At 72.7% G+C, this 15,229-nt stretch carries 16 protein-coding genes; 7 read left to right on the forward strand and 9 right to left on the reverse strand.

Annotated features, from left to right (window positions below):
- Positions 1-39: 39 nt before the first annotated feature.
- Positions 40-1,725 (reverse strand): serine/threonine-protein kinase, encoded by a 1,686-nt coding sequence (locus Val02_RS47395; protein ID WP_239153033.1) that lies wholly within the window; start codon positions 1,723-1,725, stop codon positions 40-42.
- A gap of 243 nt (positions 1,726-1,968) precedes the next feature.
- Here Val02_RS47395 and Val02_RS16865 point away from each other — a divergent pair, with 243 nt between their 5' ends.
- Positions 1,969-2,838, forward strand: a complete 870-nt coding sequence (locus Val02_RS16865; protein ID WP_203900011.1) for a hypothetical protein — start codon at positions 1,969-1,971, stop codon at positions 2,836-2,838.
- Entirely contained in the window at positions 2,825-3,178 is a 354-nt protein-coding gene (locus Val02_RS16870; RefSeq protein ID WP_203900012.1) for a hypothetical protein, read from the forward strand. The genes Val02_RS16865 and Val02_RS16870 overlap by 14 nt, the downstream gene beginning before the upstream one ends.
- On the opposite strand, the gene Val02_RS16875 is transcribed toward Val02_RS16870, so the two are convergent.
- The 4 genes from Val02_RS16875 to Val02_RS16890 are packed head-to-tail and all read right to left on the reverse strand — an operon-like array spanning position 3,175 to position 8,119.
- Entirely contained in the window at positions 3,175-4,212 is a 1,038-nt protein-coding gene (locus Val02_RS16875) for an NlpC/P60 family protein (RefSeq protein ID WP_203900013.1), read from the reverse strand. The genes Val02_RS16870 and Val02_RS16875 overlap by 4 nt on opposite strands.
- A gap of 4 nt (positions 4,213-4,216) precedes the next feature.
- Positions 4,217-4,708 (reverse strand): poly-gamma-glutamate biosynthesis protein PgsC/CapC, encoded by a 492-nt coding sequence (locus tag Val02_RS16880; RefSeq protein WP_239153035.1) that lies wholly within the window; start codon positions 4,706-4,708, stop codon positions 4,217-4,219.
- Positions 4,686-5,906: a poly-gamma-glutamate synthase PgsB gene (pgsB, locus tag Val02_RS16885; RefSeq protein ID WP_239153037.1), complete on the reverse strand. Its 1,221-nt coding sequence runs from the start codon at positions 5,904-5,906 to the stop codon at positions 4,686-4,688. Before pgsB ends, Val02_RS16880 begins: the two co-directional genes overlap by 23 nt.
- Positions 5,906-8,119 carry a HAMP domain-containing protein gene (locus tag Val02_RS16890; RefSeq protein ID WP_203900015.1) on the reverse strand — a complete coding sequence of 738 codons (2,214 nt, stop codon included), beginning with the start codon at positions 8,117-8,119 and terminating at the stop codon, positions 5,906-5,908. Before Val02_RS16890 ends, pgsB begins: the two co-directional genes overlap by 1 nt.
- 142 nt (positions 8,120-8,261) lie before the next feature.
- On the opposite strand from Val02_RS16890, the gene Val02_RS16895 reads away from it, so the two are divergent.
- Positions 8,262-8,630, forward strand: a complete 369-nt coding sequence (locus Val02_RS16895) for an FKBP-type peptidyl-prolyl cis-trans isomerase (protein ID WP_203900016.1) — start codon at positions 8,262-8,264, stop codon at positions 8,628-8,630.
- Positions 8,631-8,683: 53 nt separating this feature from the next.
- Here Val02_RS16895 and Val02_RS16900 read toward each other — a convergent pair whose 3' ends face one another.
- Positions 8,684-9,409 carry an SDR family oxidoreductase gene (locus Val02_RS16900; protein WP_203900017.1) on the reverse strand — a complete coding sequence of 242 codons (726 nt, stop codon included), beginning with the start codon at positions 9,407-9,409 and terminating at the stop codon, positions 8,684-8,686.
- 100 nt (positions 9,410-9,509) lie between these two features.
- Between Val02_RS16900 and Val02_RS16905 the strand changes: the two genes are divergently transcribed.
- Together Val02_RS16905 and Val02_RS16910 are read left to right on the forward strand one after the other, a co-directional pair.
- Positions 9,510-10,355 carry a LysR family transcriptional regulator gene (locus tag Val02_RS16905; RefSeq protein WP_203900103.1) on the forward strand — a complete coding sequence of 282 codons (846 nt, stop codon included), beginning with the start codon at positions 9,510-9,512 and terminating at the stop codon, positions 10,353-10,355.
- A gap of 11 nt (positions 10,356-10,366) precedes the next feature.
- Positions 10,367-11,116, forward strand: coding sequence for a DinB family protein (locus Val02_RS16910; RefSeq protein WP_203900018.1), 750 nt, complete (start codon positions 10,367-10,369; stop codon positions 11,114-11,116).
- On the opposite strand, the gene Val02_RS16915 is transcribed toward Val02_RS16910, so the two are convergent.
- The gene (locus Val02_RS16915) at positions 11,038-11,394 is read right to left on the reverse strand and encodes a winged helix-turn-helix transcriptional regulator (protein ID WP_203900019.1); all 357 of its coding nucleotides are present in this window, start codon (positions 11,392-11,394) and stop codon (positions 11,038-11,040) included. The genes Val02_RS16910 and Val02_RS16915 overlap by 79 nt on opposite strands.
- A gap of 74 nt (positions 11,395-11,468) precedes the next feature.
- Between Val02_RS16915 and Val02_RS16920 the strand changes: the two genes are divergently transcribed.
- Positions 11,469-11,954: a group II truncated hemoglobin gene (locus Val02_RS16920; protein WP_203900020.1), complete on the forward strand. Its 486-nt coding sequence runs from the start codon at positions 11,469-11,471 to the stop codon at positions 11,952-11,954.
- Between the two features lie 110 nt (positions 11,955-12,064).
- Positions 12,065-13,735 carry an arginine--tRNA ligase gene (argS, locus tag Val02_RS16925; RefSeq protein ID WP_203900021.1) on the forward strand — a complete coding sequence of 557 codons (1,671 nt, stop codon included), beginning with the start codon at positions 12,065-12,067 and terminating at the stop codon, positions 13,733-13,735.
- Between the two features lie 4 nt (positions 13,736-13,739).
- Here argS and Val02_RS16930 read toward each other — a convergent pair whose 3' ends face one another.
- Together Val02_RS16930 and Val02_RS16935 are read right to left on the reverse strand one after the other, a co-directional pair.
- Complete coding sequence (locus Val02_RS16930; RefSeq protein ID WP_203900022.1) at positions 13,740-14,246, reverse strand: hypothetical protein; 507 nt, start codon at positions 14,244-14,246, stop codon at positions 13,740-13,742.
- Positions 14,247-14,419: 173 nt separating this feature from the next.
- Positions 14,420-15,220, reverse strand: a complete 801-nt coding sequence (locus tag Val02_RS16935) for a hypothetical protein (RefSeq protein WP_203900023.1) — start codon at positions 15,218-15,220, stop codon at positions 14,420-14,422.
- Between the last annotated feature and the right edge of the window lie 9 nt (positions 15,221-15,229).

Consider the following 15,229-nt stretch of genomic DNA (forward strand, 5'->3'; position numbering starts at 1 on the left):
GACGCTCCGCCTACCCCCGTTTGCGGGGTGTACGCGCGGTCAGTAGGTGCGGATCTCCACCTGCCGGAACGCCACCGCGTACGGCGCCTCGCCCCCGGGCTGCATGGCGATCCCCAGCGTCACCGTCTCGCCCGGCCTCGGCGTGCTCGCGTCCGGCAGCCGGAACTTCCCCTGCGACCGGTTGTCGCGACGCAGTTCGACGTCGGAGCCGGTGAGCCGGAAGCCGATACGCGTGGGCACACCGCGCTCCACCGCCTCGGCGAGGTTGGTGGAGCCGACCACCGTGGGTGCGACGTCGGGGCGGTGCAGGTGGACCTGGGCCGTCCCCTCGCACACCCGGTACTCGTAACCGGAGTCCTCGCGGGCGAGGAACCAGATCGCGGCGCACGAACCGGCCCGCAGCAGCACGATGTCGACCTCGACGGACTGGTCGCCGGTGATCCGGTCGGCCGGCCCGGGGCAGCGCAGCGCCCCCTCGACCTCCTGCTGCACGTACAACACGCCCTTGGTGAACGAGCAGCTACCGCCGTCGGCCGCGCCCGGCGACCACCGCCCGGGTGCGGTGAGCGGGTCGGAGATCGTGACCGGCCGACGCGCCGGCGCGGCGGGTGCCCCGGAACCGGCGCCGTTTCCGGGCTGCCGCACGGACTGCGCGGTCGTGGTGGGACCCGTGCCGGCGTCGGCCGCCGGGGGCCGGTCGGTGAGCACCAGGGCGACGGCCGTCGCGACGGCGGCGGCGGCGAGTGCGCCGGTGACGGCGAGGCCGCGCTTCGCCCAGTTCCGGCGGGGGGCCGGGGTCGTCCAGGCGGCCGGGGCCGGCCGTGCTGCCGCGGGCACCCGTGCGGATCCGGTCGACTGCGTCACGGGCGGCACGTACCCACCGCTGGAACCGGAGCTGAGCAGCAGGTCCAGCAGCTCCCGGGCGGTGGGGCGGTTGCGCGGGTCCTTGTCGAGGCACACCTGCACCAGCTCGCGCAGCGGCGGCGCGAGGTCGTAGAGGCGCGGCGGCTCCGAGATGATCTGGAACGCGGTGGCGGTCGTGGAGTCCGCCCCGTAGGGCGGCTGACCCGTTCCCGCGAACGTCACGACGCCGGCCCACGAGAAGATGTCCGACGCGGGACCGGCCGGCACGCCCGCGGCGCTCTGGATCCGCTCGGGAGCGGTGTAGGAGACCGTGCCGAGGATCAGGTCGGTGCGGGTCAGCCCGTCGGAGGCGTCGAGCGCCTGCGCGATGCCGAAGTCGATCACCTTGGGGCTGCCCGGGGCGAGCAGCACGTTCGCCGGTTTCAGGTCGCGGTGCACGACGCCCGCGCCGTGGATCGCGGACAGCGCGGAGGCCACCCCGATCGCGAGGCCGTGCAGGTTGCCGTGGCGCAGCGGGCCGCGCCGTTCGACCTCCGCCTCCAGGCTGGGCGCGTCGACGTACTCGACGACGAGGTACGGCCGCTCGTGGTCCGGGTCGGCGTCGAGCACCGCCGCCGTGCAGAACGGCGGCACCTGCCGCACCCGGCGCACCTCGGCCCGGAACCGCGCCCGGAAGACCTCGTCGGCGGCGAGGTGCGGTCGGATCACCTTCACGGCGACCGGCTGCTCGTTGCGGTCGAGGCCCAGGTACACGGTGCCCATCCCGCCGGAACCGAGCCGCCCCACCAGCCGGTAACGGCCGATCGACCGTGGGTCATCGTGACGCAGCGCCTCCACGCGCCCGTCCGATCCCCTGGTCATGCCGACCTCACGGCCGCCAAGCTACCCCACCTTCGGGGACGACGGCACGCCCCGAAAGGCACGTCTCACCTGCACCTTAGACTCAGTTTCCGGGAGAGCGCGATCTTCGCGACGATTCGCCCGGGAAGGCCCGCGGAACCCCGGCGCCGGGGCGTGCGTACCCACCGTTGTCGATCGGAGGCAACGGATAGGGTGGGTCGGGTGAAAGCCGCCTGTACCGGTGTTTTCCGGTCGGTTTCCGCGATGGTCGGCGTGCTGCTGCTGGTGCTCACCGCGTGCGGCGCCTCGGGTGTGGCACGCTCCCTCCCGGTGAACGACGACGACCCGGCGAGCGTGATCGCACACGCCGTCGCGAGCCTCGACAAGTTCGGCCCGTACCGCGACCCGTCGACGGCCGAGGCCGAACAGGGCCGCGCCGTCGCGCGTCTGATCCTCGACGCGCCCGCCGACACGGCCGGCCTGGACAGGGCCTTCGGCGGCCTCGGCTACACCCCGAAGCACGGCACCGACCCCGCCACCGGGCGGCCCTACGCCATGTACACGATGCCCACCGACGCCGAACCGGCCTGGGGCACCGTGCTCATCGACCGCACGAGGCCGGTGCGCGCGGTCGTCGAGGTGCCGCACCCGGCCGCCGACCTGCACACCGAGGTCATCGGAACGGCGCTGCACCGCCTCCTGCCGGGCTCCGTGCTGCTGGTCGCCGGCGCCCACCGGGACGCGGCCGGCGGCAAGGGCGACGTGGCGCACAACGACCGGTCGATGTTCCACATCCTGGCCACGGAGTTCGCCGGGCGCGGCATCCCGCAGATCCAGCTGCACGGCTTCGCCGACCGCAACCTGCCCGAGCGCGAAGCGGTCGTCTCCACGGGCAGCGGCCCGACGAGCGCGCTCGCCGAGGGCGTCGCCGCCGCGTTCGGCCGGGCCGGGTTCAACACCTGCCGGGCCTGGGCCGAACCGTGCGGCCGGCTCGAGGGCACCCGCAACGAGCAGGGGATCGCGGCGGCCGCGGCCGGGGCGGCGTTCCTCCACGTCGAACTGGGCTACGCGGTGCGCAGCAACCCCTCCCGCCGCGACCTGGTCGCAAAAGCCGTCGTCGATGCCCTCGGCTAACCTGTCCACTGTGGACATCGACCTCGACGCGCGCGCCGGTGACGTCCTCACCGCCGACATCGTGGCCACGAAGGCGCAGCAGCGCTGGGCCGTCGTGCGGCTCTTCGCTTCGAGCCTGATCTGCGCCCTGCTGGACATGGGCGGCTCCCGGCCGCAGCCGGTCATCCAGGCGGCCAACCTGATCGTCACCCGCCTGGACACCGGCGAAGAGGTGTGGCGCACCCCCGCGCACATCGCCGACCTCGAGCTGAAGACCCACGTGCAGCGCCAGCTCGACGAGCTGACCGTCGCCGAGTTCTACGACGCGTGGGGCATCATCGACCCGGAAGCCGCCGCCTAGACGCGTCTCGCCGTGCGCCAGCGGATGGCCCAGTAGCCGGTGCCGTCCAGGATGGACTCCCCGGCCAGGTCGCCCATGGTGGGGCCGTTCGCCTGGCTGCGGCTGGAGATGAAGCGGTGGTGGCCCCGGTCGTCCACGCCGAGATACATGCCCGAGTGCTCGATGTTCGCCCCCTGCACCGGTCCCGCGTTGAAGAAGAGCATGTCCCCGGGCATCAGCCGGTCCATGTCGGTGGCGCGCTTGCCGGTGTTCTGCATCAGCTGCACACCCGGCCCCACCCCGGCGATCGCGAACGCCTGACGCGGCAGGCCCGGCCCGCCGGCGTTGGTGCCACGCACCGGGTAGCCCATCCGGTACCCGTAGACCATGCGCAGGAAGCCCGAGCAGTCGAGGCTGCGGAAATGCGTCTGCGACGGCTGTTCCTGCTTGTCGGAGAAGTTCCACCCGACGCCGAGGTAGTCGTAGAAGTCGGAGTTCTCGGCGCGGCCGTCGGGGTCGATGTCCGACAGGGGGCCGAACTCGGCGTCGCCGCCGATCTGCTGCCCCTGGGCGTTCTTCTTCGCGGGAGCCCCGTCGATGTACTCCATCGCGATGCCGATCGCGTCCGGGCTCTTGTCCGCCAACGCCTTCGGGAACCAGTCGGTGAACCACTGCTCCTTCTCCGCACCGGCCTTCCACTCCTGCGGGGCGAGGCGCACGTAGATGTCGTTCGTCAGCTTGGCCTTGGTGAAGCGCGGCTCGGCGAAGGTCCGCTGGGCGCCGGTGAGGTGCACGGTGCGCGCGCCGTCGGTCATGACGGCGATGCGGGTGCCGTCCGCGCGGACGGCCTCGGTGCGGTCGGGTCCGGAGGCCCGGCGGTAGGTGAGGCCCGACGGGTCGGCCGACACCGGTGCGTCGCCCGCCGGGGCATCGGGACCGGCGCCGACGGCGGCGGGCGGCTGCGCGTCGGAACGCGTCATCGTGAACGCGACGGCACCACCGGCGACCAGGGTCAGGACGGCGGCGGCCATGAGCAGGGGAGAACGGTCATTCATGTGATCACGTCGCAGGAACTAGGCCGGCCACGACTCCGCTGAACGCGACCCCGAAGGTCACCGCGGTCACCATCACCGTGGCCAGGATGGTCGCCTTCGGCGGCTGCCGCACGAGCTGGTACGCGATCAGCCCCGGGGCGACAAAGCCCAGGGTCTGGTGCGCGAACAGCAGCGGCAGGTCCCGCTGGACGGCGATGAACAGAGTGAGCTGAAGGAACACGCTCAGCAGCACGACCGCGGCGAAGAGCCGCTTGCCGTACAGGATGACGAACTTCTGCATCAGTTCGGTGAGCAGATACGTCACCACAGTCATGATCACGATGATCGCGGCCTGCAACGGGTCCTCGATCAACGCGAGTGCGATCCACCCCGGCGTGATCATCCCGCCGGGCGACAGGTTGGTCGTCAGGTAGCACATGAGGGCGAAGACCAGCCCGATGCCCAGGCACGCCGTGGCGAGCTGGGCGCTGAGTTCACCCCCGAAGCTGAGGCTCACGGCGCCCGCTCCTCTCTTCCTGGTCCCAACCGGGGCACTCGTCGAGCTGGTGGATGAGGATCTCGCCCTGGCCGTGGATGTTGCCGACGGCGACGATCGACGAGTCGGCATCGGTCGCCGAGACCACCCCGTCGAGGAGCTGTTCGGGAGGCAGCTTGCCGCCGAGGTCGGTCACCCGGTCCTGCAGCCCGGCCGGGATCGTGGCGCGGGCGCTGCGCGTGGGCTCGCCGATCAGGACGATGTTCTCCGGATCGATGTCCTTGCACAGCGCTCCCATCTGCCCGTTGCGCTCCACGCGGTCCGGGCGGCAGTTGATCAGAACGGTGAGCGGCCGGCCGATCAGCCCCTGCTTCTCCAGCTGGCGGATGTTCATCAGGGTGGACTCGGGGTCGTTGGCGGCGAAGACGTTGGCGAAGCGGATCTTCTTGCCGCGGTGCACCTTCCGGCTCACCGACAGCACGCCCGGGTCCGGGGGAGCGGCCCACATCCCGGCCAGCGCGTACCTGCGGCCGACGCCGAGCTGTTCGGCGACCGCGAGGGCGATGGCGACGTTCTCCTTGAACGTGATCCAGCCGAACCCCGCCATCTCCCGGTCGCTGACGGTCTCCGGGTCGACGGCGATCAGCCGGCAGTCGCGCCGCCGCGCCTCCTCCTCCAGGATGTGCAGCCGCTCCTTCTCGGCCGTGATGCACACGCCCCCGATCGGCATCGAACGGCACAGCGACCGCGCCACGTCGTCGAGCGTGGGACCCATCTCGGCGAGGTGGTCCTCGCGCACGTTGCACAGCACGCCGATGGTGGAACGGATCAGCTTCACCTGGTTGATCTCCTGCAGCGCCGGCATGACGGCCATGCACTCGATCACCATCGCGTCCGGCCGGTACACCGAGGCCCGGCGCACGATGCCGATCTGCTCGACGACGTTCGCGATGCCGAACTTGCGGTGCACCGGCTCCTCGCTCCCGTCCGGGAAGACGAACCGGGCGGCCGTCCCGGTGGTCTTCGCCACGACCGAGAGCCCGCCGCCGCGCAGCGCGCCCGCACACAGCCGGGTGATGGAACTCTTGCCGCGGATGCCGTTCACCAGCACGCGATGCGGGATGGTGTCGAGGTTGCGGTCGTGGTTGCGCTGCTCGATCACCCCGGCGACGAGCAGGCCGAGGCAGCTGAGCGTGAAGACCGTGTAGAGATAGAGCACTACACCCGCACCTCGTCGTCCTTGCGCTGCACCAGATCCAGCGACAGCACCGTCGTGTAGTTGTGTTCCGAGCCGCGCAGCCGCACCGCACCGCCGAAGCGGGCCGTGCCGGTGTGCCGCACCTGCCGGCAGATCTCCAGGCACATGGCGAGCGCGCCGATGTCGTCGTGGCGCTGCGGCGGCACGGGCGCGTCGAGCGAGCCCGCCGAGATCTGGTCCGCCACGGCCGCCAGCTGCTTGAGCGGCCGCACGAAGATGAGGAACTGCCACGCGAACGTCAGCAGCACCACGCCGGCCGCGGCGCCGCCCACGAGCAGGGTCCAGCGGCGCACCAGCACCTCGGGCAGGTGCAGCACGGCGACGTCGCGTTCGACCACGACGACCCAGTCCAGCGCGGCGGCCGAGGGCGGGTCCTGCACCTTGGATGCGGCGATCAGGGCCGGCTCGCCGGCGCCGGTCCGGGTGCGCCCGAGCGTGCCGCCGGGCCGGACCGCGGTGGCCACCTCGCGCGCCAGGTCCCCCTCGAGCCGCTGGTACGCCCGGAAACCCTCGGAGTCGAGGATCACCCGCGAGTCCCGGTCGACCACGCGGGCCCGCCCGTCGACCGTGCGCACGATCGCGAGCAGGTTGTCGACGTCGAACTCCCCGACGACCGCGTACCCCTTGTCGAGCGCGCGGTGCGCGTAGAGCAGCGGCAGCCGGCGCAGCCCGGGGTCGAGGTCGACGCCGTTGCGGGCCGGAACGGGCGCCTGCGCGCGCAGCGGTTCACGGCCGGCGGCCCGCACCGTGCGGCCGGCCCCGTCGACGATGTACAGGTTGCGCAGCCGGTGCTCCTGCTCGAGCCCCTGCTTCAGGGCCGCCTCCGCCGCGTCGGCATCGGCCGCCGGGTCGCCGACCGGCACGCTCAGCACGGTGCGCAGGCCGTTCTCGACGGCGTTGCCGAGGGCCGCGGTGGCGTTCTCCGCGCGGCTCTCCTCGTCGATGCCGAGCTGTGCCGGCACCGGCGGCAGCGGCGTCGACATGACGAACCCGACCGCCGCCATCGGCCACAGCAGCCCGAACGCGGCGGCGAGCCCGAGCCCCTGCAACACGCTCGGCAGGAACCGCCGCCGCGGCAGTTCCGAACCGGAGACGACCGCCAGCGCGCTCGCCACCCGGTACGGCTCGGCGACGTGCACGGGCCGGCGGGCCTGCGACGGCATCCCGCACGCGTCGCGCTTGGCCTGGTGCAACGCGATGCGCAGCGGCTGCACGAGCGACACGCCCATGAGCCACACGCACAGCGCCGCGATCGCCAGGAGGCTGCCGCCGAGCAGCAGGCCCACGCCGACCGACGGCCCGGGCACGACCGGCGCGATCAGCAGCGACGCGACGCGCACGCCGGTGTCGCCGACCGGCGCGACGGACAGCACGAGGCGCTGGTCGGTCCAGCCCTTGACGGCCACGCTGCGCACGGTCGGGCGGGTCGCGGCCGTCGTGTCGCCGAAGACCAGCCGCAGCTGACTCCGGTCGACGGCGCTGACCCCCTGGACCAGCGACGTCGTGCCGCCCGGAGTGATCATGAAGACGCCGGCCTTCGCGGCCGGGTTGAGGCGCTGGTTGCGCAGCAGCAACGGCTGCATCGCCAGCACGCTGCGCTTGTCGTCCAGGCGGGTGTGGTGGATCAGCGCCGGCCCGTCGCCCGTGGTCACCGCGGTGGTGCCGCCGAGCGGGACGCCGTTTCGCAGCAGCTCGAACGGGAGCGCGACGCCGGTGGCCGCGATCTGCTTGCGATCGGCGGTGGTGATCAGCGCGGCACCGCTCCAGATGGTGCGGTCGCCGACCACGGCGGCGAGCAGCTGGGCGTCGGCGGGCGGCTTGGCGCGCAGCCCGGCGACGGTGCGGTCGAGGTCCTCGACGGCGCGGCCGGTGCTGCCGTTGAGCGACCGGCTCATCTTCGTCGTCAGGTCGAGCTGCGACTCCTGGACGGCCTGCGGCACGTCGATCTTGTCATGGAACGCGAACCCGGCCACCGTCACGATCGCCACGAGCGTCATCGCCCACAGGTAGACCAGCGACGGCGCACCCGCCCCGGCCGGGAACCCGGCGGAGGGCAGCTGCTGCTCCAGTGCCCTTTTCCGCCACGCCAGCAACTGATGGGGCGGTCCACCGGAGGGAGGTTCACCGAAGTCCCGGCGGGCGCGCGGCCGGCCGGATGTCCGGGTTTCCACCATGTGCGGCGGCCTCCTCCTAGCGCGGTTGGCGGCGGTCTCCCGTGTAAGTACGGATCGCGACCCGATCGGGGTCCCGGAAGCGGCATCCCGTCGCATAGGCGAGGATGGGGTCCGTAAAGATCCGTTCGCGGAAGGAATCCACATGAGCAAGCCCGAGGTCGAGCCGTACATCGGCGACCCGCCCGCCGACCTGGTGATCGAGGACATCAAGGTCGGTGACGGCGAGGAGGCGCGTGCCGGCCAGACGGCCACGGTGCACTACGTGGGCGTCGCGCACTCCACCGGCGAGGAGTTCGACGCCTCGTACAACCGCGGGGCGCCGTTCCAGTTCCAGCTCGGTGCCGGGCGCGTCATCGCCGGCTGGGACCAGGGCGTCGTCGGCATGAAGATCGGTGGCCGCCGCAAGCTCGTCATCCCGCCGCACCTGGGCTACGGCGCGCGCGGTGCCGGTGGCGCGATCAAGCCCAACGAGACGCTGATCTTCGTGGTGGACCTGATCGGCCTGCCGTAGTCGTGCGTGAGGCGGTCGGCGCGGGGAGGTCCGCCGCCGACCGCCTCGTTCGTTCACCAGGGCAGCACGCCCTCGTCGTTGAAGAACGCGCCGGTCGGGCCACCGTTCGGGAGGGTGGCGAGCCGGATCGGGGTGGCCGCGGCCTCCCGCGGGGGACGCCCGACGAAGCCGGTGAAGTCGGTCGCGACCAGGCCCGGGCAGGCGGCGTTGATCAGGATGTCCGTGCCGGCGAACTGCCGCGCGTAGTGCACGGTGACGGCGTTGAGGTACGTCTTCGTCGGTGAGTAGGCGGCCATGACCGGGCCGACGTTCACGCCCGGGTCCGACTGCAAGGTCAGCGAGGCGACGTTGCTCGACACGTTGACGATGCGCGGCGCCGCCGAACGCCGCAGCAGCGGCAGCATCGCGTTCGTCACCCGGATCACGCCGTAGACGTTGGTGTCCACGACGGTGCGCACGACGTCGAGGTCGAGCGCGGTCGGGTCCTGCTCCCAGCCGTCGCCGGTCGGGGGTCCCGAGATGCCGGCGTTGTTGACGAGCACGTCGAGCCGGCCGATCTCATCGCGGAGCGTCGCTGCCGCCGCGGCGACGCTCGCGTCGTCGGTCACGTCCAGCGGCAGCGCGAACGCGTCGGGTAGTTCCTTCGCGGCGGCCTCGCCCCGGGCGCGGTCCCGGGCACCCACCGCCACGCGGTAGCCGAGGGCGGAGAGGCCCCTCGCGATCTCGAAGCCGAGGCCCTTGTTGGCGCCGGTCACCAGCGCGATTGGTGTGTCACTCATGCGCCGATGCTGGCGCGGCGGCCCGGGCGGTCCTTACACCGTTTCGGTGCGCTCTCATACCCGGCGGGTATCACAGCGGTACCGTCGTGGCGTGGACACGCTGGAACTGCGCGAGCTGAGGTACTTCGTCACCGTCGCCGAGGAACTGCACTTCAGCCGGGCGGCGCAGCGCCTGGGCATCGCGCAGCCGCCGCTGTCCCGGGCGATTCAGCAGCTCGAACGGCGGCTCGGCGTCAGCCTGTTCGACCGCGACCGCCGTGGGGTCACGCTCACCGGCGCCGGCGAGGTGCTGCTGCACGAGGCGCGCGTCCTGCTCGACGGCGCCGCCGCGGCCGCCCGGCGCACCCGCCGCGCCGCGTCCGGGTCGGGCCCGCGGCGGCTGACCCTGGCGACCAAGGCCGGCGCCAACCACGAACTGCTGCGCAAGCTCCTCGCCGTGTACGCCGCCGAACCCGACGCGGCCGAGGTCGAGGTGCTGCCCTGCGCCATGGGCGAACAGGCGCGGATGCTGCGCGACGGCCGGGCCGACGTGGCGTTCATGCAGCGGCCGTTCGACGCGCTCACCGGGCTCGACACCCAGGACGTGCTGACCGAGGGGCAGGTCGCGATCCTGCCGGCCACGCATCCGCTCGCCGCGCGCGAGACGCTCACCATGGCCGACGTCAGGGGGCTGCCCGACCTGCCGCTGGCCCGCTGGCCGCGCCAGGACGGGACCTACGACCCCGGTCCGGGACCGGAGATCAAGGACCTGTCGCAGCTGGCCCAGCTGATCGCGCTCGGCCAGACCGTCGCGGTGCTGTGTGCCTCCTCGCGAACGTGGCTGTGGAACGCGCACGCCGCCGTCCCGTTGACCGACTCGCCGGAGGTGACGACCGTGCTCGCCTGGCCGGCGCACAGCCGTTCGCGGGCCGTCGCCGGGCTCGTGCGGGCGGCCGCCGGGCTGTAACGATGGACCCCATGCCACAGACCTTCGGACCCGACGACGAACTGCGCGAGGCCCGGTTCGTCGCCGTCGACCTCTCCGGCGCGGTGGTGCGCGGCAGCGAGCTGCAGCACGTGGAGATCGACTCCCCGTGGCTCTTCGAGCGCGCCAACACCCTGATCGTGAACGGCGTCGACGTGCTGCCGTTCGTCGACGCCGAGCTCAACCGCCGCTTCCCCGGCCGGGCCGACCGACTCGCCGAGGACCCGGCGACGCTGCGCTCCGCCTGGGCCGCGCTGGAACGCACCTGGGCGGCGACGCTGGGGCGCGTGGCGGCGATGCCGGCCGGCACGGTCGACGTCTCGGTGGCCGGCGAGTGGTCGTTCGCGCAGACGCTGCGGCACCTGGTGTTCGCCACCGACATGTGGCTGAACAACGCGATTCTGGGGCAGCCCGAGCCGTTCCATCCGATCGGCCGGATGGACCGCGGCAGTGCGGGGGACGCGAAGCGCTTCACGGCAGACGCCTCCTACGCGGAGGTGCTCGAGGTGCGGGCCGGCCGGGTCGCCATGGTCCGCGACTTCATCGCCACGGCCACGCCCGAACTGCTGGCCGAGCCGCGGGCCAATCCCCACCAGCCGTCCTACCCGGAGACCGTGCTCTCCTGCCTGCACACGATCCTCGAGGAGGAGTGGGAGCACCACCGCTACGCGGTGCGCGACCTCGACGCGATCGAGTCGACGGGGACGCCGGTGCGCTCCGCGCGGGCCGATCCCCAGTCGTAGAGCGCCTGCAGCACCGGGGCGAGGCTGCGCCCCTCCGCGGTGAGCCGGTACTCGACGTGCGGCGGGACGGTGCCGTGGTCCTCCCGGCTGACGAGGCCGTCGGCCTCCAGTTCGCGCAGGCGTTGGCTGAGCATCTTCTCGCTCAGGCCGGGGGTGCGGCGGCGCAGTTCGCCGTAGCGGTGCACGCCCTCCTTGAGATGGGCCAGGATGACCGTTCGCCACTTGCCGCCGAGCAGGTCGACGGTGAGCTCCACCGGGCACGGGTATCGATCCGGCATCGGCGCCTCCGTTCGGGGCACGCACCGAACGGTGCGTACTTGATCATCGCGGCCGGGCGTGGTGCGCTGTGCCCATGGGGGACGAGTACATCACCGATGCCGACGCATCGCCCACGCTGTACGAGTGGGCCGGGGGCAGTGACGCGTTCGTGCGGCTGTGCGAGGCGTTCTACCGCCTGGTGGTCGCCGACGAACTGCTGGCGCCGCTCTTCTCGGGCATGGCGCCGGATCACGCGAAGCACGTCGCGACGTGGCTGGCCGAGGTGTTCGGCGGGCCGGCGACCTACACCGCCGAGCGCGGTGGGTACCCGACCATGCTGCGCCACCACCTCGGCATGGGCATCACCGAACGGCAGCGCCGGCGCTGGGTGAATCTCATGATGGACGCGGCCGACGAGGTGGGGCTGCCGGACGATCCGGAGTTCCGGGCGGCGTTCGTGGGATACGTCGAGTGGGGCACGCGGCTCGCGCTGGCCAACTCGCGGCCCGGTGCCGCGCCGGTGCCGCAGGCGCCCGTGCCGCGCTGGGGCTGGGGCGTGGCGCCGCCCTACCGGGGGTAAACCGTTCGCACCGGCGTTCCGGCTGCGTTAGCCTTGCCGCGTGCTGCGACGACGATGATCCGTGATCACTCCGGGTCCTGTCGCGTCCAGCCACGAAAGGTCGGCTTCCCATGGCCGTGCCGTCTCTGCTCAGCCTGCTCACCGCCGAGGTCCACGGCGCGGTGCCCGATGCGCCCGCCGGCTGGTCGCCGGGCGTGCGCCGCTCACGGGTCGCCGACTTCCAGGCCGACGGGCCGCTCGGGCTCGCCCGGGCGCGGGGCGTCGACCCGCGGGCGTTCGCGGGTACCGTCGCGGCCGCCGTGCCGGGGGCGAGCGTCGGCGGGCCCGGGTTCGTCAACGTCACGCTGACCGACCGGGCGCTGTGGGAGCAGGTCGCGGCGCGGCTCGACGACGTTCGGCTCGGGGTGGGTGTGCCGGAGGCGGGCGTGCGCACCGTCATCGACTACTCGCAGCCGAACATCGCCAAGGAACTGCACGTCGGTCACCTGCGTTCGACGGTCATCGGGGACGCCCTCGCCCGCGTGCTCGACCATCTCGGCGGCACGGTGCTCAGACAGAACCACATCGGCGACTGGGGCACGCAGTTCGGCATGCTCATCGCGTTCAAGATGGACAACGGCGACGCGTCCGAGGAGATCGCGGCGCTCGGAGATCTCTACCGGCGGGCCCGGGCGCGCTTCGACAGCGACCCCGACTTCGCCGAACGCTCCCGCGCGCGGGTGGTGGCCCTGCAGGCCGGCGACCCCGCGACCCTGCGGGAGTGGCGGGCGCTGGTCGACGCCTCGACGGCCTACTTCACCCGGATCTACGAACGCCTCGGCGTCCTGCTCACGCCGGCCGACACGATGGGGGAGAGCGCCTACAACGCCGCGCTGCCACGGGTGGCGGCCGACCTGGCGGAGCACGACGTCGCGGTGCCCAGCGACGGCGCGCTCTGCGTCTTCCTCGACGGCGAACCCGCGCCGCTGATCGTGCGCAAGCGGGACGGCGGCTTCGGCTACGCCGCGACGGATCTCGCCGCCGTGCGGCACCGGGTCGACACGCTGCGCGCCGACCGGATCCTGTACGTGATCGACGCGCGGCAGACCCTGCACGTGCGCTCGGTCCTGGCCACGGCGCGGCGGGCCGGCTGGCTGCCGGAGGCCGTCGAGGCGGTGCACGTGGTCTTCGGAACGATGCTCGACGCGGCCGGCCGGCCGCTCAAGACGCGCGACGGCACCCCGGGCCGCCTCACCGACCTGCTCGACGTGGCGGTCGACCGGGCGCGGGAGACCGTGCGGGTGAAGCATCCCGAGCTGACCGGCGCAGCCCTGGAGGAACGGGCCGCGCAGGTCGGCGTCGGCGCGCTCAAGTACGCGGACCTGTCCAACAACCGGACCCGGGACTCCGTCTTCGACCCCGACCGGATGCTCGCGCTGAACGGCAACACCGGCGTCTACCTCCAGTACGCCCACGCCCGGACCCGCTCGGTGCTGGGTAAGGCCGGAGCGTGCGGGCCGCTGGACCCCGGCCGGCCGTTGGAGCCGGCGGAACGCGCGCTCGCCCTGCAACTGGACGGCTTCGGCGACGTGCTGGCCGAGGTGGCGACCTCCTACGAGCCGCATCTGCTGTGCGCGTACCTCTACGGGCTGGCGCAGGCGTTCGCGGTCTTCTGGGAGAAGTGCCAGGTGCTCAACGGCGGAGCGGCGCGGGACAACCGGCTCGCCCTGTGCCGGCTGACCGCCGACACCCTGCGCACCGGCCTGACCCTGCTGGGCGTGGCGGCGCCGGAGGAGCTGTAGCGGGTCACCGGCCGCCCGAGGACTCCGGCCAGACAACCGGGTACCTGTTCTCCTCCCACCGCCGCCGGATCAGCCCCACCTTCTCCTCGAACATCGGATCCCGCGCCAGCGCGACCCCGTTGTACGGCGTGCGGAGCCGCCAGATCGGGCCGTTCGCCAGGTAGATCGCGACGAGGGTGCGGGTGTTGCGCCGCTCGGTGCGGATGTCGACGATCGACCGCCACGGCGCGAACGACTGCGTGTACCCGCCCGCGATCCGCGGATGCAGCCCGACTGCGTCGACCGTGAGCCTGGCCCACGGCGAGGCGAGGGAGGCCAGCACCACGACCAGCATCCCGAAGAAGAACAGTGCGACCGCGACGGTGATCGGCCATTGCTGACCGGTCACCACGGCCACGGCGATGCCGAGCACGACCGGCAGCACGAGCCACAACCCGCACAGCCACAGCACGCGGCCGAGGAACTGCCGGGCGGTCATGCGGAACGTGACGGAGTCGATGGCGGGCTGCATGCCCTAGAAGGTAGGCCTCGGGATCGACGCCGGTGTACGCGGTGTCGCGCACCCCGCAGCGCGTCCCGCGGACGAAAAGTGCTTGAAGCGCCTGCTCACGCCGGGGAGACGCGGTGCCGGGTACCGGCCGGGCGCCGGGGAAAGGTGCCGGGCGAATGCCGGTCACCCGCCGCTCAGTACGGCGCGGCCACCGCCTTGAACCGCATCGGCGTGAAGTCGTGCAGCAGCCGCGCCTCCTGCGGCCCGCCGGCGCGCAGGCGGACCCGGTACAGCGCGCCCTCGGCGGCGTAGACGATGTCGTCGCCGTCGACCTCCGCCCAGGAGCACGCCGGAAGAAGTGCGGTCCCGGTGCCGTCCGGCGCGATCAGCCGGTGTTCGTCCCAGTAGCAGCCGTGCCCGACGCCCGGCGGTCCCGCGTGCGCGTACTTGCGCAGCGTCCAGCCGTGCCGCAGCGGCTTGTCGAAGACCGTCTCCGGCTCCCGGAACGTCCAGCCGTCGCGCTGCAGCCGGTTGTAGTAGACGTGCGGGCACTCGCCGCCGTAGGAACCCGCCGGGCGGTAGTCCTCGTCGCGGCGCACCTCGCCGGAGGCCCGCATCGGCCGGTGGCCGTAGCCGTCGTTGAGCCAGTAGGTGCGCGGGCCGGTGAACAGGCCGCCGCCGTGCCAGCAGTCGCCCTTGCCGAGCAGGACGTCGGCCTTCAGGTAGGGCGCCCGGGAGATCGCGGTCCAGGAGCCGCCGGTCGGGTCCTGCCACCGGCCGTTCATCGCGAAGTAGATCAATCGGCGGCCGTCCGGGGAGAGGTCCGAGCGGCGTTCGTAGATGCGGCCGTTCAGCCACTGGCCGAGCGTGAACTCGTCGGTGCGCAGGTCCCAGCCGATGCTGGCGACCTGACGGGACGGCCCGCGCCGCAGCACGACACCCAGGCGCACCTTCGGCGCCAGCAGGACGTGCAGCCGCGCGGGGACCCGTCTCATCCCGCCATG

The organism is Virgisporangium aliadipatigenens, from assembly GCF_016863615.1.
GTDB lineage: Bacteria > Actinomycetota > Actinomycetes > Mycobacteriales > Micromonosporaceae > Virgisporangium > Virgisporangium aliadipatigenens.